This is a genomic window from Pseudomonas sp. TNT3 (genome assembly GCF_010095445.2).
Lineage (GTDB): Bacteria > Pseudomonadota > Gammaproteobacteria > Pseudomonadales > Pseudomonadaceae > Aquipseudomonas.
In genome coordinates this window covers 57,663-82,375 of record NZ_WFGV02000026.1, presented here as the reverse complement: position 1 = coordinate 82,375, position 24,713 = coordinate 57,663, and the positions used below count along the sequence as shown (strand labels likewise).

Annotated in this window: 20 protein-coding genes; 8 read left to right on the top strand and 12 right to left on the bottom strand. The window is 59.0% G+C overall.

Features of this window, described 5'->3' with window-relative positions; genetic code table 11:
* The 8 genes from vgrG to tssB all read right to left on the bottom strand — a co-directional run.
* The coding region (gene vgrG / locus GBC55_RS16675; RefSeq protein ID WP_247266935.1) for a type VI secretion system tip protein VgrG at positions 1 to 1,351 on the bottom strand (1,351 nt) is incomplete at its 3' end.
* Positions 1,352 to 1,353: 2 nt separating this feature from the next.
* Positions 1,354 to 4,014, bottom strand: a complete 2,661-nt coding sequence (tssH, locus tag GBC55_RS16670) for a type VI secretion system ATPase TssH (protein WP_162438495.1) — start codon at positions 4,012 to 4,014, stop codon at positions 1,354 to 1,356.
* Between the two features lie 152 nt (positions 4,015 to 4,166).
* Positions 4,167 to 4,658 (bottom strand): Hcp family type VI secretion system effector, encoded by a 492-nt coding sequence (locus GBC55_RS16665; RefSeq protein ID WP_162438494.1) that lies wholly within the window; start codon positions 4,656 to 4,658, stop codon positions 4,167 to 4,169.
* Positions 4,624 to 6,399: an OmpA family protein gene (locus GBC55_RS16660; protein ID WP_162438493.1), complete on the bottom strand. Its 1,776-nt coding sequence runs from the start codon at positions 6,397 to 6,399 to the stop codon at positions 4,624 to 4,626. Before GBC55_RS16660 ends, GBC55_RS16665 begins: the two co-directional genes overlap by 35 nt.
* A gap of 7 nt (positions 6,400 to 6,406) precedes the next feature.
* Positions 6,407 to 7,090, bottom strand: a complete 684-nt coding sequence (gene tssL / locus GBC55_RS16655; protein ID WP_162438492.1) for a type VI secretion system protein TssL, short form — start codon at positions 7,088 to 7,090, stop codon at positions 6,407 to 6,409.
* Positions 7,087 to 8,442 carry a type VI secretion system baseplate subunit TssK gene (gene tssK, locus GBC55_RS16650; RefSeq protein ID WP_162438491.1) on the bottom strand — a complete coding sequence of 452 codons (1,356 nt, stop codon included), beginning with the start codon at positions 8,440 to 8,442 and terminating at the stop codon, positions 7,087 to 7,089. Before tssK ends, tssL begins: the two co-directional genes overlap by 4 nt.
* A gap of 39 nt (positions 8,443 to 8,481) precedes the next feature.
* Positions 8,482 to 10,020: a type VI secretion system contractile sheath large subunit gene (gene tssC, locus GBC55_RS16645; protein WP_162438490.1), complete on the bottom strand. Its 1,539-nt coding sequence runs from the start codon at positions 10,018 to 10,020 to the stop codon at positions 8,482 to 8,484.
* Positions 10,021 to 10,055: 35 nt separating this feature from the next.
* Complete coding sequence (tssB, locus tag GBC55_RS16640) at positions 10,056 to 10,559, bottom strand: type VI secretion system contractile sheath small subunit (protein WP_162438489.1); 504 nt, start codon at positions 10,557 to 10,559, stop codon at positions 10,056 to 10,058.
* Positions 10,560 to 10,891: 332 nt separating this feature from the next.
* Between tssB and GBC55_RS16635 the strand changes: the two genes are divergently transcribed.
* The 5 genes from GBC55_RS16635 to GBC55_RS16615 all read left to right on the top strand — a co-directional run bounded on the left by GBC55_RS16635 (position 10,892) and on the right by GBC55_RS16615 (position 16,424).
* Complete coding sequence (locus GBC55_RS16635; protein WP_162438488.1) at positions 10,892 to 12,202, top strand: NAD(P)/FAD-dependent oxidoreductase; 1,311 nt, start codon at positions 10,892 to 10,894, stop codon at positions 12,200 to 12,202.
* A gap of 21 nt (positions 12,203 to 12,223) precedes the next feature.
* Positions 12,224 to 12,640 carry a RidA family protein gene (locus GBC55_RS16630; protein WP_162438487.1) on the top strand — a complete coding sequence of 139 codons (417 nt, stop codon included), beginning with the start codon at positions 12,224 to 12,226 and terminating at the stop codon, positions 12,638 to 12,640.
* A 161-nt stretch (positions 12,641 to 12,801) separates the two neighbouring features.
* Complete coding sequence (locus GBC55_RS16625) at positions 12,802 to 13,479, top strand: DUF1028 domain-containing protein (RefSeq protein ID WP_162438486.1); 678 nt, start codon at positions 12,802 to 12,804, stop codon at positions 13,477 to 13,479.
* A complete protein-coding gene (argE, locus tag GBC55_RS16620; RefSeq protein ID WP_162438485.1) occupies positions 13,476 to 14,627 on the top strand; it encodes an acetylornithine deacetylase in 1,152 nt (383 codons plus the stop codon). Before GBC55_RS16625 ends, argE begins: the two co-directional genes overlap by 4 nt.
* 381 nt (positions 14,628 to 15,008) lie before the next feature.
* Positions 15,009 to 16,424 (top strand): cytosine permease, encoded by a 1,416-nt coding sequence (locus tag GBC55_RS16615; protein WP_162438484.1) that lies wholly within the window; start codon positions 15,009 to 15,011, stop codon positions 16,422 to 16,424.
* A 253-nt stretch (positions 16,425 to 16,677) separates the two neighbouring features.
* Here GBC55_RS16615 and GBC55_RS16610 read toward each other — a convergent pair whose 3' ends face one another.
* Positions 16,678 to 17,550 carry a DNA/RNA non-specific endonuclease gene (locus GBC55_RS16610; protein WP_162438483.1) on the bottom strand — a complete coding sequence of 291 codons (873 nt, stop codon included), beginning with the start codon at positions 17,548 to 17,550 and terminating at the stop codon, positions 16,678 to 16,680.
* Between the two features lie 462 nt (positions 17,551 to 18,012).
* Here GBC55_RS16610 and GBC55_RS16605 point away from each other — a divergent pair, with 462 nt between their 5' ends.
* The 3 genes from GBC55_RS16605 (at position 18,013) to GBC55_RS16595 (ending at position 20,193) form a co-directional block, all read left to right on the top strand.
* Positions 18,013 to 19,335, top strand: coding sequence for a DUF1329 domain-containing protein (locus GBC55_RS16605; protein WP_162438482.1), 1,323 nt, complete (start codon positions 18,013 to 18,015; stop codon positions 19,333 to 19,335).
* Between the two features lie 199 nt (positions 19,336 to 19,534).
* Positions 19,535 to 19,924 (top strand): VOC family protein, encoded by a 390-nt coding sequence (locus GBC55_RS16600; RefSeq protein ID WP_162438481.1) that lies wholly within the window; start codon positions 19,535 to 19,537, stop codon positions 19,922 to 19,924.
* Positions 19,925 to 19,974: 50 nt separating this feature from the next.
* Positions 19,975 to 20,193, top strand: coding sequence for a PLD nuclease N-terminal domain-containing protein (locus GBC55_RS16595; RefSeq protein WP_162438480.1), 219 nt, complete (start codon positions 19,975 to 19,977; stop codon positions 20,191 to 20,193).
* A 402-nt stretch (positions 20,194 to 20,595) separates the two neighbouring features.
* Here the strand turns inward: GBC55_RS16595 and GBC55_RS16590 are convergent, their stop codons facing one another.
* The 3 genes from GBC55_RS16590 to GBC55_RS16580 form a co-directional block, all read right to left on the bottom strand.
* Positions 20,596 to 21,144 carry a cupin domain-containing protein gene (locus tag GBC55_RS16590; protein ID WP_028623608.1) on the bottom strand — a complete coding sequence of 183 codons (549 nt, stop codon included), beginning with the start codon at positions 21,142 to 21,144 and terminating at the stop codon, positions 20,596 to 20,598.
* 650 nt (positions 21,145 to 21,794) lie between these two features.
* Positions 21,795 to 23,078, bottom strand: a complete 1,284-nt coding sequence (locus GBC55_RS16585; protein ID WP_162438479.1) for an FAD-binding oxidoreductase — start codon at positions 23,076 to 23,078, stop codon at positions 21,795 to 21,797.
* Between the two features lie 50 nt (positions 23,079 to 23,128).
* Complete coding sequence (locus GBC55_RS16580; RefSeq protein ID WP_162438478.1) at positions 23,129 to 24,619, bottom strand: aldehyde dehydrogenase; 1,491 nt, start codon at positions 24,617 to 24,619, stop codon at positions 23,129 to 23,131.
* Positions 24,620 to 24,713 lie beyond the last annotated feature (94 nt).

The window sequence follows — 24,713 nt, the reverse complement described above, 5'->3', positions numbered from 1 at the left end:
GGTGCAGGCCGTGGGTGTCGCCGGCGTAGGGTCGGGCGAGGCGTAGCCACATGCTTTCCAGGCCGGGGTTCCAGGTGTCGCGGTCGAACAGGAAGTTGACCCGGTAGCGGCCTTCGAGGTCGATTTCAGCGTACGGATCGTTGGCCTGGGGGTTGGTGATGCGGGCGGGGATGGTGCCGGCGATTTGTGGTTTGGCCGGCAGCGGTGGACGAAAACACACGGTTTGCGCGTAGGGGATGGCCTGGAAATGCGCTTCAAAGCTGCGGTCGCGAGCAGCCTGGGTGATCAGTTGGGTGATGACGCTGCCGGGCTCGAAGGCCTGGGGCGCGCCGCCGGAGATTTTCAGCACCTGGCCGGTTGCCAGGGTGGCGCTGCTGCTGATGCCGCTGAGTCGGGTCTGGGCATTGAGGTAGCGTTCGTGGCGCAGGCGGGCGTAGAAGTAGCCACTTTCGCTTTGCAGGTCTTCGTCCTGGTCGTAGCGGTCGCCGAGCACGGTGTAGGGTTCGGCGTAGTGGTAGGCCTCGCCGTAGTTGGTCGTGGCGCCGTGGGTCTGGTCGATTTCGCCGTCCAGATGGGCGCGGGCGTCACGGTGGTGGTAGGCGCGGATGTTGACGTGTTGCTCGACCACGGCGTGGCTCGATTGCAGGTGCCACACGCCATCCTGATCACTGCTGCTGAGCCCGGAAGGCGGGCGGTACGGCAGCTCGACGTCGAACTGGTAGGCGCGCTGGTCGTCGTGGAATTCGACGACGTCGATGTGCAGGCGGTCGTCACTGGTGAAGCGGTACCAGATGCCGACTTCAGCCAGCAGGCGGTCGATGAAGGCCAGGTCGCTTTCGCCGAACTGCATGACCTGTTCGCGCTTGGGGTAGTCGCGGTGCAGGTGGAAAAGGAAGTCCTGGCCTTCGAAGTCGTGACGACTGCGCAGGATGTGCTCGACGATTTCCGGCACGGATTGATGCTGGTAGATGCGGCACTGTTGGCCCCTGCCCAGTCGTGCGAGGCGCGGTTGCAGGGTGATTTCGTAGCGGGCTTCGTCGTTGGAGCCGGACAGGCGCTTGAAGCCGGTGATCACCCCGCGCAAGGTGCGCAGGGGGTTGATCTCGGGCTTGGGCAGGCCGCGGATGAACAGCGGTTGCACGGCGGGGAAGAGGCTGAACTGGGCGTGTTTGTTGAGCAACTGCTCGGCGCCGATGTCGAGTTCAGTGGAGGTGAACTCGATGAGGTAGGTGAAGGGTTGGCTGAGGCGTTCTTCGCCATGGAAGGCCAGGACGTCGAGGGGCAGGTCGACGCGGCGGACCTCGAGTTTGTGGCGGCTGTGGTCGAAGAAAGCGGGCAGTTGGGTGAGCATGTTCAGGCCTCCGTCACGACAGGCATATCCGCGCTCATTGCGTCGGCGAAACAGAGGATGATGCCTTCATCGTCGCTATGGCTGAGAGTGACGCTGCGGGTTTTTTGTTTGGCTGCCTGACGCTGTAGTAATTGCTGACTGAGAACGGGCAAGATCTGCTGGTTGAGCAGGCTGTCGACATTGCGGGCGCCGGTGTCGGGTAGTAAGCAGGCGGTTACCAACGCATCGTTCAGTGAGTCGTCGATCACACAGTTCAGGCCGTAATGGCGCTGCAGGCGGTTGGCGACCCGAGCGAGTTTCAGCGCAACAATCTGTTTGAGTGCCTCGGGTTGCAACGGCCGATAAATCAGGGTCTGAAAACGCGCCAGCAACGCCGGTTGAAAATGCTCACGCAGGGTGGGCCGCAGCCATTCGTGCAGGGTACTGTCCGATGCTTCGGGTTGTTCCTGAAGTCCCGCTTGCAGCACATCGCTGCCAAGATTGGAGGTCATGAGAATGACGGTGTTGCGAAAGTCGATTTCGCGCCCTTCGCCATCGCGCATGAAGCCACGATCAAAGACTTGATAGAACAGGTTCAGGACGTCGCGGTGGGCCTTTTCCACTTCATCAAGCAATACGATGCTGTAGGGCCGCTGTCGCACTGCTTCGGTCAATACACCGCCCTGGCCGTAACCGACGTAACCCGGCGGCGAACCTTTGAGCTGGCTGACCGTGTGAGCTTCCTGGTACTCGGAGAGGTTCAAGGTGATCAGCGATTTCTCGCCACCAAACAGGCAGTCGGCCAAGGCCAGGGCGGTTTCGGTTTTGCCGACGCCACTGGTGCCCACCAGCAGGAATACTCCCAACGGGGCTTTCTCTTCCGTCAGGCCAGTCTTGGCGGCGCGCAGGCGCTGAGCCAGCGCACTCAGCGCGGAATTCTGGCCAATGACCCGCTCGCTCAACTGCTGTTCCAAAGCCAACAGGCTGGTCTGTTCGTCCTTGAGCAGATTGCCCATGGGCACACCGGTCCAGTCGGCAATGACTTCGGCCACATCACGCACACCGACATCCAGGGAGAGTAATGGTTGTTCGCCCTGAATCTCGACAAGTTGCCGTTGCACCTGTGCGCGGACGCTCAACGATGGGGAATCGATCTGGCGTTCATCGAGCAATTGCCGGGTCAGGGAGTGCTCGAGTCGGTATTGCCGCAGCAGGTCGGTCTGCTGTTGAAGGAGTTCGGCTTCTTGCGTGGCGATCATGTTGAGGCGCTCGCTTGGAGTACCGCCGCAAAGCCGAGCGTCCTCTTCATGCGCCTGTCGTTCCAGTTCCAGAGCTGCCAGACCGGCCTTGATCCGGACCAGTGCCTGAGGTTCGCAATCGCGGTTCATGCGTACCCGCGCACTGGCGGTGTCGAGCAGATCAATGGCTTTGTCCGGCAATTGCCTACCCGTCAGATAACGCCGTGACAGGTTGACCGCCGCCTGAACCGCCGCATCCTGGATGTGCACGCCGTGATGACTGGCATAACGGGCTTTGAGACCTCGTAACATGAGGCAGGCATTGACGTCATCCGGTTCGTCCACTTTGACCATTTGAAAGCGCCGTTCCAAGGCGGCATCACGCTCAAAGTACTGTTTGTATTCGCTCCAGGTGGTGGCGGCGATGGTGCGCAATTCGCCCCGAGCCAGAGCCGGCTTGAGCAAATTGGCGGCGTCGGTGCCGCCTTCCTGGTTGCCGGCGCCGATCAGGGTATGGGCTTCGTCGATAAACAGCAGTACCGGATTAGCCGACTGCTGTACGGCATCGATGACATTTTTCAGCCGCTGTTCGAACTCGCCTTTGACCCCCGCCCCCGCCTGTAGCAATCCCAGGTCCAGGGTGCGCACACTCACCGGTTTCAAGCTGTCGGGCACATTGCCCTCGGCAATGCGTAACGCCAGTCCTTCGACCAGTGCGGTCTTGCCAACTCCAGGATCGCCGACCAGGATTGGATTGTTCTTGCGCCGACGACTGAGGATGTCGATGACCTGACGGATCTCATCATCGCGACCGAATACGGGATCGATGTGCCCTGCCCTGGCCTTGGCGGTGATGTCCTGGGTGAACTTGTCCAGGACCGTCTGCAAAGCGTCGCTCCGGGCGTCACGGGCTGGTGAAGTGGCGAGCGGTTGAAGCACGTCTGCGCTGCCAAGCTCGTCTGGTTGCTGCACCTCCGGGCGCTCTTCGGAATGTTGATCCAGGAGGGGGAACAATCGTTGCAGCTGAATTTGGCCAAGGCTGAGCAAGGGCCAGGCGGCATCGCACGCGAGCAGGTTGGGAGCTTCCAGCAAGGCGCCGAGCACATGTACCGATCGCAAGTTTTCGTGGCCTTCGAGTGACGCCCGCAACCAGGCACTTCTGATCAGTTCCTGCAGCTTGCCGTCTAGCTGCGGCTTGCTCTGCACACTGCGCGGCAGCGTATCGAGATGGTCCAGCAGGCCACGCCAGAGGGCATCCATATCCCATTCATAACGTCGGGCAATAAGGGTCAGGTCCCCCTCGCCTTGCTCCAGCAACTTGAGCAGCCAGTGCTCGATGCTGACCTGTGCATGGGCACGGCTTTGACACAACGAAGCCGCCGCACTGAGCGCCTGGGCGCAGTAGGGGTTGAGGCGGCGAAGCAAGCGCGTGGAATTCTGTGTCATGCGTTACATCCTTGTTCGGTATTCGCGAGGTGTCGTCGGGGCAAGCAATAAGCCTGGCGCTTGATGTGTTTGGCTGAGCGCCCGCGAACAGACGCTCAACCCTGCACACCAGAGGTCCGGCAGACTTGAACCTGTCTGCCGGACCTGTTGCATCAGGCGCTCTGGCGTTCGTTCCAGGAATCGGAGTGGATGATGTTGCCGTCCTTGTAGGTCCAGGTGACCTTTTCGTAACGCAACTCAACCTGTTCCAGGTGGTTGTGCTTCTCCTTGGCCGGGTCCTTGACGTCGTGCATTTTTGGCGCGACTTTCACGACCTTTACGTTTTCCAACTTGGTGATGAAGTACTCGACCTCCTCGCCGCCTTCATCAATGCGGTACCACTTGAACTCGGCGCTCTTGAGCGTCTGTCCGGTGGTCACCGCCTTGTAGAGATACGGACTGGAGGAGTCGATTTCCTTGGTAAAGAGGAACGGGGTGTGCACCCGCGTCCCGGTCAACTTGCCCGTGTTGTTGTCGGTCGGGATGTAAAGGCTATGGTCCTGGGCGACCACCTCAATACTTCCCTGACGCTTCTGTACGTCCACCGACCCTTTGATGTCGGCGCCGCCGTCATCTTTCAGCCACAGGTAAACCGGAATTGCCATGTGAAACTCCTTTTCTTGGATGGATGTCGCGTAAGGCGACAGGGGGTTGCAGGTCTGGTCCCGCCGTGGGGAACTCGCACGCCCCCACTTCCGGCACCAGACGGATATCGACGCGACGGTTGGCCGAGCGCCCGGCTTCGGTGTCATTGCTGGCGATGGGTTGGCTTTTGCCAATGCCCTGCACTGCAAAACAGTTGTCTGGGATGCCACCCATTTGGCGCATCCAGTCGTGCACCGCCGAGGCGCGGTCTCGGGAGAGCTTTAGATTGTGATCGTCACTGCCAACGGCGTCGGTGTGCCCGGTGATGACAATCAACCAGCCAGGCTGAGCCTTGATGTCGTTCAAGGCATCGATCAGTACCTTGGTCGACTCAGGCTTGAGTTGTGCGCTACCGGTGCGGAACAGCGACAGGCTGTTCAGCCGCACCGGCCTGGGTGCTCCCACGGGCATTGGTCCCGCCGAGAGTTCACGGTGATCGGCAATCGTCGACAGCAGCCGGGTTCGCAGAATTTCACCGCGATACAGGCCGAGTCCTAATGCAAGTGGCTCACCTTGCCGGTAGTAACTGTCCAGACGCGCTGCGTCCTCGCGTAGAGCACTCAATGCCTCCTCACGCAGGACAAACCCGGGCCTGTCACGGTGCTCTAACGGCGCAATGGTCGTGTAACGGCGCAGGTCGTCACTGACCTGGCGTAGCAGCAACGTGTTCTGCCAGGCGGAGCTGGCCAAGGCCATGACACCTGCGGCGGTGAACAACCACACGGCAATCACACCGGCGCGATGCACTGGAGATCGTTGAGCTTTCGTGGGAAGCAAATGCAGCAAGGGGTCGGGAAACGGCAGAGACGTGCCGACCGCTGGCGCGTGTTCTACTAGCGCCCCCTTGTCACGCAGCCAATGCTGCCACAGGTTGCCTTTCACGCTATGGGGCAATGCCGGCACAAGCGTGATCGCACTGACCGTCGGCGGGCTGACAGCATGGCGTTTATAGGCCGTCAAATGTGGCATGACGTGATCAGCCAACCAAGCCGCTGCACTGTCGAGTTGCACGCTGGTCTGGAAGCGATGGGTCGTCGCCACGCCGTTGACAATTTGACGTTGCCATTCGCCCAGACTGTGGCAAGCGCCGGCCTCGTAAACACGTGAATTCGATTGGCCTGCTTCCCAGCTGAACCAGGGCCCCTCGCCTCGTGAGGCTTGCAGATAGCTCACCAGCAGAAGCGGCAGTGCCAGGCCGTGCTTGCGACTCTGTGCCCACTGATAACTGAACGCATGCACCTGCCCGGCCAGCATCGCGGCATCAGTGTGTTCAGCCGGGTTGGCAACGAACATCACACTGAGCTGACCGCACCATTGCGGCCGCACGGCCATGATGCTGTCAGTTAAGTGCGGCAGTTGCTCCAGATGAGATACCCGCAAATAACATCCGTGTTCGGTCACGCGTAGCGCGGGTTGTTCGTCGGCTGTCGCACCAAACAGACCATCCAGCCCGTCACCGCACACCAGTATCACGGGCTGACGGTAAGCCGCTGGAGGCAGCGTCAATCTGTGCGCAAACTCCAGGCGTTTGCGCTGGCGCGAAGCCCGGCGTACTGCCTGAATCAAGGCGAGCGCGACGCCACACATCACCGTCAACGCCGTGAATAGTTGCCCCCAGCCTGCAAGCGGGAGAAAGGCCAACAGCGCCAATGCAAGCGCACCCGTCCACAGCAACAGTGCTTTCTTGAGTTTCAGCGTCATTTGCCCCTCACGCCTGGACCGATGAGAGCGAGGCGATGACGCCATTCAACAGATGATCCAGCCCCCACCAGACACCCACGAGCAGCAGGCTGGCCGCCAGCACATGAGCCAATGGCGAACGCAACCAGTAAAACGCCTTCATCCGGCGACCCACATTAATGTGGGTCGGTAACGTATGACTGAGTTTCAAAGGCGCTACACGGGCTGTCAGGGCGACTACCAGTTGTTCACGCTCGGGATCGTTCGCATCACGATAACGGCCCTGAAAACCGAGCATCAGCACCCGATGAAAGGCTGTCAGCACATGCTGGTCGGCCGAAGGTTCGCGCAGCACTTCGCGCATGTCTTCATACAGAAACTCACCGGCCTGATGACGGTTGAAAAACCTTGCCTGCAAGGGCTTGCGTGCCCATTTGGCATGGTCTTCATCCTTGCCGCGACCCAGCACGGTTTCATCCAGCAAAGCGCATTGAGCATGGCTGATGTGGTCGATGCTGCGCGAGCTCAGGCCTGCCTCCTTGAGCAGGCGGCGAACGAGTTCGATCTGCTTGATGCAAAGCGCCGACAGTTTGTCTGTGTTCAGCGCGCAAGCCCCCTGTCGCAGCTCCACGACCAACAGGTAGCTGTCCTGCAACAGGGCGTCGATATCCACGGACATCGACGTAGGGTCGTTGGATGGGTTCAGGTTCATGTGCGCAGCACCGCGAACAGTTCAAGCTTCACGTCGACCAGAGTGCTCGGGACGTAGAATGCACAGACCCCTGCCGCCAGCATGGCTTGCCCCTTGGGGTGGCTCAGATCAAGGGCGAAGTACTGGTTTTCCAGACGCAGGGGGATGGCTGCCGGGACATGGCTGAGCGATTGCAACGGCACACCATCGAGCGCGGCGTTGATCAGATGATCGACATCATCCGGGGTACCGACCTTGCACAGGCGCGGGAACTGGCCTTGCAGTTCAACTGCTGGCAGCCGGCACCGCACGGACAGATAGAAGTCCGCGCTATCACGTTCGCGCAGTCGGGCATCATTGAGGGTGACCTGCCAACGGTTGGCACTGCTGTTCTCCAATGTCAGTGCAACAACCCGCGAAGGAAGACTCGCCTCGAGCAGCGTGGAGATCATGCCCATCAACGGCGGGAACACCGCTTCCAGGTGTTCGTGCCGGTACGCGGGTATCTGGTCGAGATCGTGTTCCAGGGAAAAGGTCAGCAAGCCGCCGGCCAGCTTCGTCAATTCCAGATAGACCTGTTCGGGATGTCGCACGGGCCAGGCTTTGAAATCCATCAGTACCGGTTGGTAGGTGTTCAGGGCGTTGAGTAACCAGAACAGCGATACATCGGCCACGGCAAAGTCTGCCATGCGCTGGTTGCTCTCCCGGCGCATGCCCATCAGTCGTTGGCGCTTGGCAGCCAGCTGGGTCAGCAGGTTGTCGAACTGGATCAGCAAGCCGGGATGAGCAGCGAAGCTGAGCAGCGGCGGCACATAGGCTGGATCGAGGCTCCATCCGCCCTGCCCGTCGCGCACCAGACGTGCAATGGGACATGTCAGGTAATCGCCGTTCTCGTCGTGATCGAAGCGCAGGCTCAGCATGTGCTCCAGAACGGCGATCGATTGCACCTCGTCGGCATAAACGTCCTGCACATCACGCCAGGCCTGGCGATAGCGGATCGGCCGATCTGCCCTGGTAGCGTCGAAAAGGCAGTTGTTGCCATTGGCTTGTTCCAGTGGCAATGCCAATACCAATATCGGGTTCTGAATGTCATCGGGCAGCAGGCTGGTCAACTCCAGACCCGGTGGCAGCCGGTCTATATGATCGGTATCGATCAAGGTGCCATCGGGCATTCGCAAGCACAGCTGAGTGGCTTTGAGCTTGCCCAATCGCAGTGCTTGCAGGTCAAACGCCACGGCCTGAACGCCCCAGGGATGCACCAGGGACAAATGCGCGAGTCGCTCGTTGGCCCAGGCTTCCCAGCGCGCTTGCTGCTGGAATTGCTGCGGAGACAACAGAGCCCCCGCGACCCATAAGGGGCGGTCTATCTTCATTACGTCGTTTCCCTACGAAGTGATTGGGGTCGAAGGGGCTTAGGCCTTCGCCTTGGGCATCTGCGAAACCAGGGACAAATTGACGTCCATGCCTTCCACCTGGAAATGCGGTACGGCATACAACTTGACGCGGAAGAAGCCTGGATTGTCTTCGATGTCTTCGACTGTGACTTTCGCATCACGCAGCGGGTGCGACGCCTGCAAGTCGTCACCCGGATCCGTCATTTCAGTCACCAGGCTGCCGATCCATTTGTTCAGTTCCAGTTCCAGTAAACGACGATCTTTGGTCGTACCGATGTTCTCGCGCTGGATCAGCTTCAAATAGTGAGCAATGCGCGAGAGCAGGAAGATGTAGGGCAATCGTGCGTTGATCCGACTGTTGGCAGTGGCGTCCGCCGTGTCGTACAGCGCCGGCTTCTGGGTCGAGTTGGCCGAGAAGAAACAGGCGTAATCGCGATTCTTGTAATAGGAGAGTGGAATGAAGCCGAGGTTGGCGAATTCAAATTCGCGGGTCTCCGGAATCATCACTTCCGATGGAATCTTCACCTGGTTCCCGGTACCCAGATCGTACAAGTGGATCGGCAACTCGGTGACGGCGCCACCCGACTGAGGGCCCCGAATCTGCACGCACCAGCCATTGGCAATAAAGCTCTTCACCATGTTTGCAGCGAAGGCAAACGAGGCATTGGTCCACAGGTACTTGTCGTGATCCGGCCCCTTGACGCTTTCGATGTAATTGAAGCTGCGTACTGGAATGGTGTCCGGGCCATAAGGCAGTCGGCCCAGCACGCGCGGCATGAGCAAGCCGATGTAGCGCGCGTCATCGCTATCACGGAAGGCCTTCCACTTGATGTACTCCGCACGGTCAAAGTAGTTGCCGATATCCTTGATGGCCGCAACTTCTTCCATCGATTTTTTGCCAAAAAAGGCGGGACCGACAGAACCTATGAAAGGCATGTGCGCTGCCGCCGACACCTTGGAAATATTGCGCAACAGGGCAATGTCCTGTGGACTGCGGTCGAATTCATAGTTGGAAATGGCCGCCGCTATCGGCTCACCACCCGGCGTGTCGTATTCCTGGATATAGGTATGAACATACAAACCACTCTGGGCGATTTCCGGTGCGTCCTCGAAGTCCTGGACCAGGTGATCCTTGCTGACATCCAGCAATTCGATACGGACGTTCTGGCGGAAATCCGTCTGATCGACCAACGATTTGACACCCCGCCATGTTGATTCCACTCGCTGGAAATCAGGGTGGTGCATGACGGCGTCAAGTTGGCGACTGATCTGTGCATCCAGGGACGCTATGTGTTCATCCAGTAGCGTCTTGTCCAGACGCTCGACTTTCTGTGCGGACTGCTTGAGCAAATTCATGAATACACTGACGGCGGCCGTTACCCGTTCATCGACAGAGGCTTCAGAAAGCGCTTCGGCATTTTGGAAAACTTCGATTCCGCCCAATGTTGTAATTGGACTGAGATTGATCTTGCCAAACAGGGCGCTATAAACGCCTTTGCTTTCTTCAGACAACACTGTAGCGCCGCGCGATTGCACGTTAGAACTTTCTGTGTTCATTACGAAAAAATTCCCTTTAAATAATCTGAAGTGAATTAACGACTTTCTTGGGGTGCCAAGGCGGCCAATTCAGCTCGCAGCTCATCACTCAGTGCATCATCTTTGAGGATGCGCTCCAGTTCGTGTCGAAAGGTGGCGTTGTCCAGCAAGTTCGACTTGAGGTCGCGCAACAGGTTGCGCATGGCCAGCAATGCGCGCAGTTGCGGGATCTGCCGGGCCACCTGCTCAGGCTCGAAATCCTTCATGCTTTGAAAATTCAATTCGACCGGGCTTTCGGCGCTGTCATCCACGAGGGTGTTTTTTACCGCCAGCTTCAGGTCCGGGGAGAACTGGGCCAGTACGCTGTCGAAATTATTTTTGTTGATGCCGATTTTGGTGCGTTCCGAGATTACCCGCTGCTCTTTGCCGTTGCTGTAATCACCCATCACCATTAACTTCAATGGCAACTCGACTTTTTTCTGCGCACCGCCGGTATGCAAATCGAGTTTTATGTTGACCCGTGCCTTGGGCACTTCGTTTTGAAAACTGCTTGACGTCATCACCGCCTCCAGACATACACACGACAATCATTGCCGTGACAAAAATCCTTTCAGTGGCGCAAACGATGGACCATCCGACGGAGCCATTCCACCCTTCGGACAAAATCCAGAAGATTCCTACGCAAAAATAGAAAACCCTGACAGACACCTCTGTCATTAACAGCAGATGCGCTCTGCTCCTACCCGTCACGGGGAACAAAACACTCTGCATCAGTTATTTATACTCAAATGCCAGCTTAATAATATTTTACCGATACCAGGGTGATCCCTAGTCTTGAGCCCAAGAGATGGCAGGCCATAACCGCCTGAATCCCACATCGAAGGGTAGAGAGATGACCACTGATAAAATAAAAACAGACACGCTGATTGTGGGCGCCGGTCAGGCTGGCGTGGCGATGAGCGAGCACCTGAGCAAACTCGGCGTGCCGCACCTGGTGCTGGAGCGCAACCGTATTGCCGAGCGTTGGCGCACCGGGCGCTGGGACTCGTTGGTGGCCAACGGTCCGGCGTGGCACGATCGATTTCCCGGTCTTGAGTTCGACGACCTCAGCCCCGACGGCTTCGCCCCGAAAGAGCGGGTAGCCGATTACTTCGAAGCGTACGCAAAGAAATTCAACGCCCCCATCCGTACCGGCGTGGATGTACTGAAGGTCGAACGTAATGTGGGTCGTCCGGGCTTCACCATCGAAACCTCCGAGGGCGTGATCGAAGCCAACCGTGTTGTCGCGGCCACCGGGCCGTTCCAGCGTCCGGTCATCCCGCCGATCGCGCCGAAAGACGTGCCGCTCCAGCAGATCCATTCCGCTGACTACCGTAATCCTGCGCAGTTGCCCGAAGGTGCCGTGCTGGTGGTCGGCGCAGGCTCATCGGGTGTGCAGATCGCCGATGAATTGCAGCGCGCCGGCAAGAAGGTCTACCTGTCTGTGGGCGCACACGACCGCCCTCCTCGCGCTTATCGCAACCGTGATTTCTGCTGGTGGCTGGGTGTACTCGGCGAGTGGGATCAGGCCGCCATGAAGCCTGGTCGGGAGCACGTGACCATTGCGGTCAGTGGTGCTCATGGCGGGCGCACCGTGGACTTCCGGGGCCTGGCCCATCGCGGAATGACGCTGGTCGGGCTGACCCAGGCGTTCAATGGCGCGGTGGCGACTTTCCAGCCGAATCTGGCCGAGAACCTGGCGCGCGGTGACGAGAATTACCTGGCGCTGCTGAATGCCGCCGACGCCTACATCGAACGCAATGGCCTGGACCTGCCGGAAGAGCCCGAGGCGCGGCACACGTTCCCGGACCCGGAATGCGTCACTCATCCGATCCTGGAACTCGACCTGGCCAAGGCCGGCGTGACGTCGATCATCTGGGCCACCGGTTTCGCCACGGATTACAGCTGGCTGAAGGTTGACGCCTTCGATGGCCACGGAAAACCACAGCATCAGCGCGGTGTCGCCAGCGAGCCAGGCATTTATTTCCTCGGCCTGCCGTGGCAATCCCGCCGGGGTTCTTCGTTCATTTGGGGCGTCTGGCACGACGCCAAATACGTGGCCGATCACATCGCCATCCAGCGTTCTTACCTGGACTACCACGATGCCGCTCAACGTCAGGCCGAGCCACTTGCGGTCACGGCTAAAACGCCGGTCAGTGCTTAATTCTTTCTTCAGGAGCCACACATGTCCACGCCAACCCATACCCGTATTCGCATGTTCAACACCAAGGAAACCTACCCGAACCAGAGCCTGGACAACGACCTTTGCCAGGCCGTGCGCGCCGGCAACACGGTGTATGTCCGTGGCCAGGTCGGGACCGATTTCGAGGGCAAACTGATCGGCCTCGGTGACCCGCGTGCACAGACCGAGCAGGCGATGCGCAACGTCAAGCAGTTGCTGGAAGAGGCTGGCAGCGACTTGAGTCACATTGTCAAAACCACGACCTATTTGATCGATCCGCGTTATCGCGAGCCGGTGTATCAGGAAGTCGGGAAGTGGCTCAAAGGTGTGTTTCCGATTTCGACCGGATTGGTGGTGTCGGCGTTGGGGCAGCCGCAATGGTTGATGGAGATTGATGTGATTGCGGTGATTCCTGAGTAGTCGGGAGGACCGAGTTGCGGTATCGCGAGCAAGCTCGCTCCCACAGGGCAAGTCGTCGTGCACACATTTTGTGGCCGCTGCCAATCCCTGTGGGAGCGGGCTTGCCCGCGATGGCGCCCTTTCAGACACGCACCCGTCAAGGCTAACCAAGGAATCAAACCATGACCTTCTCCATCGCCGCCCGTTGCCCCGAAACCGGCCAGTTCGGCATCGCCATCAGTTCCTCCAGCATCGCCGTCGGTGCCCGCTGCCCGTGGCTGCTGCCCGGTGTCGGCGCGGTCTCGACGCAGAACATCACCCTGCCCTCCCTCGGCCCGGAAACCCTCGCCCTGATGGAACAAGGCCTGGCACCTGCCGAGGCGTTGGACAAGGTGCTGACGCGCAACGGTTACAGCCAGTACCGACAGATCACCGCCATCGATCATCTCGGCCGCACCGCGCATTTCAGCGGCAGCGAGACCCTGGGTAATCACAATGCCGTATCCGGTGAGCAATGTGTCGCGGCGGGAAACATGCTCGCGGACCGCGCCGTCATCGAAGCAATGGTCAATGCGTTCGAACAGGGCGAAGGTCAACTGGCCGACCGCTTGCTCGCCGCCATGAAAGCCGCTATTGCAGCAGGCGGTGAAGCCGGACCGGTGCACTCCGCCGCGATGGTAGTGGTCGGTGAGCTGACGTGGCCGATCATCAACCTTCGGGTCGACTGGGCTGATGAAAACCCGATCGCCGAGCTGGAAAAACTCTGGGACGCCTATCGCCCACAGGTACAGGACTACATCGACCGCGCCCTCGCGCCCGACAAATCCCCAGGCTACGGAGTCGCCGGAGACAATCGATGAGCACCAGCCTCGACTTGCTGAAGACCCTGGTGGGGTTCGATACCACCAGCCGTGAATCAAACCTGCACCTGATCGAATTCGTGCGCGATTACCTCGCGGGTTTCGATGTGCCCTGTGAACTGATCTACAACGAACAGCGCAGCAAGGCCAATCTGTTCGCGACCATCGGCCCCGCGCAACGGCCGGGCATTGTCTTGTCCGGGCACACCGATGTGGTGCCGGTCGATGACCAGCCGTGGACCCTGGCGCCCTTCGAGCTGACCGAGCGTGACGGCAAGTTGTACGGGCGTGGCACGGCGGATATGAAAGGCTATATCGCCTGCGTGCTCGCCCTGGTGCCATCGCTGGTGCGGGCCGACCTGAAAAAGCCGGTGCACATTGCGCTGTCGTACGATGAAGAAGTGGGTTGCCTGGGCGTTCGATCGCTGCTGTCGGAATTGGCAAAGCGCCCGGTCAAACCGATGCTCTGCATCATCGGTGAGCCGACCGAGCTGAAGCCGGTGCTGGGCCACAAAGGCAAGCTCGCGATGCGCTGCGATGTTCATGGCGAGGCCTGTCATTCCGCGTATGCGCCGCTCGGGGTCAATGCGATTGAATACGCCGCTGAGTTGATCAGTGAACTGGGCCGGATTGGCCATCGCCTCAAGGCGCCCGAGCATCACGACGTTCGTTTCGATCCGCCTTTCAGTACGGTGCAGACCGGTGTCATTTCCGGCGGGAAGGCGCTGAACATCGTGCCCGCCGATTGCCGATTCGACTTTGAAATTCGCACCCTGCCCTCCCATGATCCCAGCGAAGTTGCGCAGCAATTGCAGGCCTTTGCCGAGCAGCAAGTGCTGCCTCGCATGCGCGCGGTGAGTGAGCAGAGCGACATACGTTTCAGCGAGTTGTCGGCCTATCCCGGCTTGGCAACTGATGCGCACAGTGAAGCGGCTGAGTTGATTGCGGCGTTCTCCGGTTCCCGAGAGTTCGGCACCGTGGCGTTCGGGACAGAGGGCGGTCTATTCGACGCGGCAGGCATACCCACCGTCGTCTGCGGCCCAGGCAGCATGGATCAGGGACATAAACCGGACGAGTTTGTCAGCCTTGAACAATTGAATGGCTGCGACGCGCTGCTGCAACGGATGCTGCGATCGATCAGCAACTGATTGATCAACACCATTCCCTGTAGGAGCTGTGTAGGAGCTGTGTAGGAGCTGTCGAGTGAAACGAGACTGCGATCTTTTGATCTTGCTCTTTAAAAACAACATCAAAAGATCGCAGCCTCGTTTCACTCGACAGCTCCTACAGGGCACTGCGGTGCTCGCAAAAAAGGGGATCAAATTCAGGGATTTCGCAGTCGTGTGATCCCGCTGAAAAATACCGGACCCACCTGATCCACGGGCATACTTTTTTTAACGTCTGTAGCAACAAACTTACTAATTTATCTCTCCTCCACCACCGCACATCATCACTCCAACAAGAAAAGCGTCGTTCGCGCGGCGCTCACCGAAGTACGAAAACGTACTCACATTGCCTTGGAGTTCGTCATGGTCACCTCCGCAACAACGTCCGCCCCGCTCATCGAAAAACACACGATAGGCTACGTGCCGCCCGAAGATCGCCATGGAAAGACAAGGGACCTGTTCACCCTCTGGTTCGGCGGCAACATCGCCCCGCTGCCCATCGTCACCGGCGCCCTCGGCGTGCAGCTGTTCCACCTGAACCTGGTGTGGGGCATCGTCGCTATCCTCGTGGGTCACCTGGTCGGCGGAGTGCTGATGGCGCTGCACTCGGCCCAAGGCCCGCAGATGGGCATCCCGCAAATGATCCAGAGCCGTGCGCAGTTCGGCTCACTCGGCGCGCTGCTGGTGGTGCTGATCGCCGGCATCATGTACATCGGCTTCTTCGCGTCCAACATCGTCCTTGCCGGCAAGTCCCTGCACGGTGTGGTCGATACCATTCCGGTACCGGTGGGCATCGTCATCGGCGCCGTGGGATCGGGCATCATCGGCATCATCGGCTACCGCTTCATCCACGTGCTCAACCGCATCGGTACCTGGGTACTTGGCGCCGGCATCGTGCTGGGTTTTGGCTACATTTTTACCCACGTGCAGACCGCCGATTTCCTCACCCGTGGCGGCTTCAACATCTCAGGCTGGCTGGCCACCGTATCCCTCGCCGCGCTCTGGCAGATCGCCTTCGCGCCCTATGTCAGCGACTACTCGCGCTACCTGCCGGCGGATGTACCGGTGGCCTCGACCTTCTGGACCACGTACCTGGGCACCGTGCTCGGCTCCAGCCTCTCGTTCATCTTCGGCGCCGTCGCGGTCCTCGCAACGCCAGTCGGCATGGACACCATGGACGCCGTCAAACTCGCGACCGGTTCCATCGGCCCGTTGATGCTGGTGCTGTTCCTGCTCAGCGTCATCAGCCACAACGCCCTTAACCTCTACGGCGCCGTGCTGTCGCTGATCACCCTGGTGCAAACCTTCGCCTACCGCTGGATCCCCACGGCCAAAAGCCGCGCCGTCATCTCGATCATCGTCCTCGCCGGCTGCTGCTTCGCCGCTGTCGGTGCCTCGGCGGATTTCATCGGCCACTTCGTCGACATGGTGCTGGTATTGCTTGTGGTCCTGGTGCCGTGGACCGCGATCAACCTGATCGACTTCTACGCGATTCACAAAGGCAAGTACGACATCAACTCGATCTTTCAGGTCGATGGCGGAATCTATGGCCGATACAACCCCCAGGCGCTGTTGGCGTATGCGATCGGGATTGTGGTGCAGATTCCATTCATGAATACGCCGCTGTATGTGGGGCCGATTTCGGAGCACATCAACGGGGCTGACTTGTCCTGGTTGGTGGGTTTGTTGATCACTTCGCCGCTCTACTATTGGTTGGCAAACCGCGACACGGCGTACAAACGTCGCCTGTCGAGCGGGAAACTGGCTAACGCTGTGTAAGGGAGCGTTCGTCGTTTCCGACGCAAAAAAACCACCGCGACACCCTACCTGTGGCGAGGGAGTTTACTCCCGCTGGGTTGCGCAGCAGCCCCCTGCTTTTCATATCAAAGCATGGGGCCGCTTCGCGCCCCAGCGGGAGTAAACTCCCTCGCCACAGGTTTGCATTCAGTTCAAAATTTCTTAAATGAACAGCATTACGCTCGATGATGTGGTTTTTTTTGTTTTCAAACTGGGCGTGTCACCCGTCAAGCCATCAAGTGCGTCCGACGGAACCTGTCACTGGCAGATTGCCCAGCAATTTGAGCCCGGTACTCTTCACGAAAGTGTCGTAGTCCATCGGCTTTTCGATACGGGTTTCAGCGTTCGGTAACACGTAGGCCCAGGCGCGTTTGGACGATGCGTCGTAAACCAGCTTGAACAGGCGAGTCGGGACCCAGACCTTGTTGTTGCCGATGGTGGTGTGGCCTTGGTCAAACAACGGGCCGGTAAAGACAAACACATTGCCATCGGCGCGCTTCGCAAACTTTCTGACGTCCGATTCGACTTTGCTCCAGATCTTCCGATTGTTGGTCGGGTCCTGCGGCACCATGTTCGACAGCGCGAAGGATTGAGCCATGGCATTAGGGCTCGGTGCATCGGCCGCCGGCGATTGATGCCCACGGTCCACGGCCGGGTGCTGGCTGCGATAGTCGCTCAACTCTGCCCGCCCACTCTTGGGGATACGCGGGTCCGGGTAGAACTGGTTGGTGCGTTCCTCACCTTTGGCGTCCTGCAACAGGGCTGAATTGAGGCGTTCGACAACGACCATTGGCGTCTTGCTGGTTTGCGAGTACAGCACCGCGAAGTTGTCGGAACACAGGGCCAGGGGTTTCATGGTTGCAGGCACAGTGGCGAGATTGATCGGTTTCGCCGCCGGAAACAGGTCTGCACAGCCATCAAAGGAGGCCTGTTTCTGTTTGTTTGAATAGAGGTCCAACGCCGCGTTCTGGTTGATCGAACCCGAACGGGATGTGTGTTGCTGGTGCTCGGCGGGCGGTTTAAGGAGATCAAACAGGCTGCGGGCTTGCGCGCCGTTCGAGAGCAAAACAAGGGCCGACAGCCCTACTGCAATTTTGCGAAGGTTCATGCTTTAAATTCTTTGTATTGAATAGAGGAAAAACGTGCGGAGAGTCTCGATTTACGGAGACTCAATGAGGCAGTGGCTAGTTACATTGCGGCAAGCATCCTTTCACTTTCCTTGATCAAACCATCGAAGTAGAACCGGTCGGCTCCCGGTCGGAGGACCGCTGACGATGTGCGGGAATTATTGACCGTGACAAGTCACTTTAGTGCTGAGGTGAATTTGCACGTTATTCGCCAAGCTTGAGGCTTCACCGTTTCTGGTCCCGCGTGGGTCCGGGGCCAGGATGCTCTGTCATCAAAAGTGAAGCGCCTGTCGTCAAAAGAAAAGCACCCATGATTCGTGGGCTCTTTAATGTCAGTACTAAAAAAAGCTTCTGGCGATTCAGCCAGCCGCACTTGAACCGACGAACGCGTCTGCTGCTCCCGAGTGACGCGTCTGCGAGTGCCCAAGCAAGAGAATAACAATATGAAATTCGTGAAAAGTCTTCTCGCGGCGTCAATGTTTATGACGCTTGCCATCGATACCCAAGCCTCCGTATCGAGTCAGGAAGCCGCACAACTGGGCACCAACCTCACGTTGGTGGGCGCTGAGAAAGCCGGTAACGCCGACGGCTCCATTCCGCCATACAGCGGTGGCTTGACCACTGCCCCCGCCAGTTTCAAGGCCGGCGACAGCATGCGCCCGGATCCTTACGCCAACGAAAAGCCGCTGTTGGTGATCAATGGCAGGAACGTCGATCAGTATAAAGACCTGCTATCAGCCACCACGGTGGCGCTGGCCAAGCGCTTCCCCGGTTACCGCATCGACGTATACCCGACCCACAGGACTGCAGCGCTGCCCCAGAAAGTGCTCAACAACAGCCGCCGCAATGCCATCGACGCCAAATCCCTTGAAGGCGGGTTAGCCATCGACAACGTATTGCCCGGCGTGCCGTTTCCCATCCCGAAATCGGGCGCCGAGGCGATGTGGAATTTTTTGCTGCGCTACCAGGGCGTGAACATCCATTCCAAGTACGATTCCTGGAACGTCGACTCGGCCGGCGTGGCAAGCCTGGCGATCACCGGCGAGGCCTTCATTTCCTTCCCGATTTACGAACACCTGTCGAAGCCCTTCAACAACTCCGACATCTACCATCAGATGAAACTGTCCTATACCGGACCTGCGCGGCGCGCTGGCGAGTCGATCATGCTCAAGAACGCCACCAACCCGCTGCACTTTCCCGGCCGCGCCTGGCAATACATGCCGGCCCAGCGCCGCGTCAAACAGATTTCGGTCCTGGCCTACGACACACCCAACCCCGGCACCGCCCGCGCGCTGGAGCTGTATGACTGGACGCTGGTGGGCAAGCAGGAAATGATCGTGCCCTACAACACCTACAAGCTGACCTACGCGCGGGATGCCAAGTCGCTGACCACGCCCAATTACATCTCACCGGATTTCGTGCGCTGGGAAAAACACCGTGTTTATGTGGTCGAGGGCAACCTCAAGTCGGGTTCAAAACACATCTACCAGAAACGCCGTTTTTACCTGGATGAAGACAGCTGGGCCGCGCTGGCGTCCGATCAGTACGACGCAAGTGGCCAGCTTTACCGTGGCTCCTTCGCGTTCCTCAGCCAGAGCTATGACCAGCAAGTCCCGGACGCTACCCCTTTCATGACGTACGACCTGTCGCGCGGCAGCTACAACATCAATGGCGTGGTTGGTCCGCATGGCGGGATTCGGTATATCGAGCCGCTGTCGACGGCGCAATGGGTGCCGGAATCGATGGCGGGGGCGGGAGTTCGGTAGGTTCAAGGTGGTGGGTTTGCTCGGGGTGAGGCACTGACAGTTAGCATGGATGCTGAATGGCACAGCCTCGCGAGCGAACTTGAATCAGACCGTTCCCATCCCGCTTCAGATCCGAACTGTAAGGCATTTCCTGGAAACCAGACTTTCGATGCAATCTGCTACATTCATGCCCCAATTTCTCAACAAGGAATGTTCGTCCATGAAATTCGGCTACCTGATCATCTACGTCTCCGACGTTCCCGCCTCGCTGCAATTCTTCGAAACCGCATTCGGCCTCACCACGCGCTTTCTCCACGAATCCAACACCTACGGCGAACTCGAAACCGGTGAAACCGCCCTGGCCTTCGCCGCCGATGAGCTCGCCGCCATGAACTTCAGCGGCGGCCACGTCGCGGCCCACAGCTCGATCATGCCGCTGGGCATGGAAGTCGGCCTTGTCACCGAAGACGTCACCACCGCTCACGCCAAAGCGCTGAGTGTCGGCGCCACGGAAATAGCCGCCCCGCTGGTCAAGCCCTGGGGTCAAACCGTGTCCTACGTCCGATGCCCGGATGGCACGCTAGTGGAACTTTGCACACCGATAAAATGAACCCCGCACGCCGTTGCCCACCTAACGAAAGGACTATCAGGAGGTGGCTAATGCAAATCGAAACGATCTGGATCGTACTCGCGGCAATTCTTGTGCTGGTCGAGTTGTGGGCGATTAATCGGGTGCGTAAAGCCGAGGGGAAATCGAGCAACAAGCTGGTATGGATAGTGGTGATCGTGTTTGTACCGCTGTTTGGACTTGTGGCGTGGGCGCTGGCAGGGCCGAAGCACACGGCTCAGAATCCGCATTCGCCGCAGGCCAGGCAGTAGCGCAGGACGGACTGGCCTTAGTACCAGGATTTCAAAATCTTCATAAAACAAAGCCCCGAATTGTCGGGGCTTTGTTGTTTCTGGCGGCCCAATACTTGATATGGGGGCGGTCGTAGGCTGAGTTCTTCTAATTTTCCGTTCTGAAATCTTGTAGAAAACTACTCATTGTGGAGAAGGAACTTGCTCCAGCTGGGCGGCGAAGTCGCCCAAATCCCGCCGAATTGATCAATAACTCGCAAATCTGTCGCAGCGGCGACGCCTGGATTGGCTCCGGGGTCGCTCTCGACCGCTGCGGTCATAAAACGCGGACGTTGCGTATCAGACGAACCGTGTGGCGTGGGTTTACGACTGCTTCGCAGCCGGACGCAGGCTTCGCCAGCTGCTACAGGGGGGATACTGAGATTAGAAGTTAGCCGGGGTGTTGGCGCTGATGATTTCTGCTTCGTCCTGACCGATGTTGCGAAACCGATGCGGCAGCGTTGTCGGGAAGTAGTAACCGTCGCCCGCGTTGAGCACGCTGATCTGGCCATCAACCGTCAGCTCCACAGTGCCTCGCGTAACCAGCCCACACTCCTCGCCTTCCGAGTGCACGATCGGCTCTTCCCCTGAACTCGCTCCCGGTGCGTATTGCTCGCGCAGAAGCCGCATCTGCCGGCTTGGCACCGAAGCCCCGATCAGTAGCAACCGCAGGCCATGGCGACCGAGGTCCGGCTGTTCGTTAGCGCGGAACACGTATTGATGTTCACGGGGCGGTTGATCGAAGGTGAAGAAGTCCGCCAAAGACATGGGAATGCCTTCGAGCAGTTTTTTCAGGGAACTGACGGAGGGACTGACGCGATTTTGCTCGATCAGGGAGATGGTGGCATTGGTGACGCCGCTACGCCGGGCCAGCTCGCGCTGGGAGAGTTTGTAGCTTTCGCGTACTAGTTTGAGTCGTGAGCCCGTGTCCATGACAGCCTTATGTGAGGAAAACTTAAGGGTTATGGGGGTGGATGGCGGGCGACTTTTGGCCGCGAAAGTACCGCTTCCCTGTCCCGGAAATTTGAAAGTCGGGTATTAAATCACGTTTGGTGGTGTTGCTCAGCAGGTTCGATGAATGGGTGGGTGAAATGGCTGTCACTGGGTGTCAGTCGGGATTGATGGCGGCTGGTATGGCCTCTTCGCGAGCAGGCTCACTCCTACAGTTTGGTCCCGGTTGGCCGTGGATTTTTTGCTCAAACTGGATCTCTGTGGGAGCTAGCCTGCTAGCGATGGCGGTGTGTCAGGCGACATTCTTGGCGACTGACAGGGCCTCATCGCGAGCAGGCTCACTCCTACAGTTTGGTCCCGGTTGGCCGTGGATTTTTTGCTCAAACTGGATCTCTGTGGGAGCTAGCCTGCTAGCGATGGCGGTGTGTCAGGCGAAATTCTTGGCGACTGACAGGACCTCATCGCGAGCAGGCTCACTCCTACAGTTTGGTCCCGGTTGGCCGTGGATTTTTTGCTCAAACTGGATCTCTGTGGGAGCTAGCCTGCTAGCGATGGCGGAGTGTCAGGCGACATTCTTGGCGACTGACAGGGCCTCATCGCGAGCAGGCTCGCTCCTACAGGGATTGTGTCGCTTAGATCCCGAATCGATCGCGCAGCGCGTAGTACGCGGCGCCCATGGCGGTGAGCGGGGCCTGGAAGGTGCGGCCGCCGATCATCGGCATGTGCGGCAATGATGCGAAAGCATCGAAGCGTTCGGCGTCGCCGCGGATCATTTCCGAGATCAGTTTGCCGGCCAGGTGCGAGCAGGTGACGCCGTGGCCGCTGTAGCCTTGCATGTAGTAGGCGTTTTTCTCGATACGGCCGAATTGCGGCATGCGCGACATGGTCAGCAGGAAGTTGCCGGTCCAGCGGTAATCGATTTTCACGTCTTTGAGTTGCGGGAAGGTCTTGAGGATCTTCGGCTTGATCAGTTGTTCGATGTCGTCCGGTTCGCGGGCGCCGTAGACCACGCCGCCGCCGTACAGCAGGCGGTTGTCAGCGGTGAGGCGGTAGTAGTCGAGCAGGTAGTTGCAGTCTTCGACGCAGTAGTTGTTTTTGATCAGGCTGCGCGCAACCTTTTCGGACAACGGTTCGGTGACGACGATCTGCGAACCGCACGGCATGCTTTTACGCGTGACGCGGCTGTCGAGGTCTTGCGGCAGGTAGGCGTTTCCGGCGATCAGCAGGTATTTGGCGCGGACCACGCCTTTGGCGGTGCGTACGGTAATCGGCTCGCCGTAGGTGATTTCCACTGCGGCCGATTGTTCGTAGATCTTGCCACCCAGGCCGATGATGGCCGAGGCCTCACCGAGGGCCAGGTTCAGCGGATGGATGTGGCCGCCCTGCATGTCGAGCAGGCCGCCGACGTAGTTGTCGCAACCAACTTCGCGCTTGATGTCGGCCGCGTCGAGCATTCTAAGGTTCTTGTTGCCGTAGCGTTCCCAGCTGCTTTTCTGCTCGGCCAGGCCTTTGAGTTGCTTTTTGTTCAGCGCAGCAAAAATGCCACCGGGCTTGTAGTCGCACTGAATGTCGTAGTGCTGTATGCGCTGACGAATGATGTCCGCGCCTTCGAAGATCATGCTGCCGAGTACTTCGGCGGTTTTGTCGCCGTAGCGCTCTTCGATCACATCGACGTCGCGACTATAGGAGTTGACCAGTTGACCGCCGTTGCGACCGCTGGCACCAAAACCGACTTTGGCGGCTTCGAGTACGGTGACGCTGTAGCCGGCTTCGGCCAGGAACAGGGCCGAGGACAGGCCAGTGTAGCCAGCGCCGATGATGCAGACGTCGCAGTCCACAGCCTGTTCCAGCACCGGAAAATCACCGGTGAAGTTGCGGGTGGCGGCGTAGTAGCTGTTTACATGGGTTTGTTTCATAGGTTTCTCCGAAGGTCGCAGGCACGCCTGCGACCGCCGTTGTAGAAGTATTAGAGCTTGATCCAGGTCGCTTTGAGTTCGGTGTATTTATCGAACGCGTGCAGCGATTTGTCCCGTCCGTTACCCGACTGCTTGTACCCGCCGAACGGCGCGGTCATGTCGCCGCCGTCGTACTGGTTGACCCAGACACTGCCGGCGCGCAAACCACGTGCGAAGGTGTGAGCCTTGCTCAGGTTGCTGGTCCAGACGCCGGCGGCCAGACCGAAGATGCTGTCGTTGGCGATGGCCAGGGCTTCTTCAACCGTGTCGAAGGTGATCAGCGACAACACAGGGCCGAAAATTTCTTCACGGGCGATGGTCATGGCGTTGGTCACGCCGTCGAAAATGGCCGGTTCCACGTACAGGCCTCCGGTGTCTTCGAGGGTTCGGCTGCCGCCCGCGATCAGTTGCGCGCCCTGGTCTTTGCCGACCTGGATATAACGCAACACGTTGTCCAGCTGACGCTGATCGACGACCGCACCGACCGTGGTGTCCGGGTCCAGAGCGTGCCCCGGTTTCCAGGCTTGCAACGCTTCCACCAGAAGCGGAATGAACTGCTCGCGAATCGAACGCTCCACCAGCAAACGCGAGCCGGCGGTACAGACTTCGCCCTGGTTGAAGGCGATGGCGCCGGCTGCGGCTTGTGCTGCCGCGCGCAAATCCGGCGCGTCGGCGAACACCACGTTCGGGCTCTTTCCCCCTGCTTCGAGCCAGACGCGTTTCATGTTGCTTTGGCCGGCGTAGATCAGCAGTTGCTTGGCAATCGCGGTCGAGCCGGTGAACGCCAGTACATCGACGTCCATGTGCAACGCCAGTGCCTTGCCGACGGTGTGACCGAAGCCTGGCAGCACGTTGAATACGCCTCTCGGGATGCCGGCATCCAGCGCAAGCTGGGCGATGCGGATAGCCGTCAGTGGCGACTTTTCCGAAGGCTTGAGGATGAACGAGTTACCGGCCGCCAGGGCTGGAGCGAACTTCCAGCTGGCCATGATCAGCGGGAAGTTCCACGGCACGATGGCGGCGACCACACCCGCCGGCTCGCGGGTGATCAGGCCGAGCTGATCGTGGGGCGTGGCGGCGACTTCGTCGTAGATCTTGTCGATGGCTTCGGCGCTCCAGCGGATCGCGTTGGCGGTCGCCGGGATGTCGATGCTCATCGAGTCGTTGATCGGTTTGCCCATGTCGAGGGTTTCGAGCAAGGCGAGTTCTTCCTGGTTGGCCAGAATGAGGTCGGCGAAGCGGATCAGGATGCGCTTGCGTTCGGCCGGGGCGAGATTGGCCCAAATGCCGGATTCGAAGGTGCGGCGTGCGACGGCGACTGCTGCGTTGGCGTCGGCTTCGTCAGTGCTCGCGACGTTGGCCAGGAATCGGCCGTCGACCGGGCTGGTGCATTCGAAAGTGTCACCGCTGAGTGCCGAGCGGTATTGGCCGTCGATGAAGGCGCGGCTTTCTATGGTTAGGGACTGGAAGCGTTGCTCCCAGTCGCTGCGAGTGTTTGTCATTGTTGTGACTCGACGCAGGAAATTGAGTGATCGTGGGGGTTTGCCCGCCCAATCAAAAAAATTGAAATGCGATCCTTGTGGGAGCTGGCTTGCC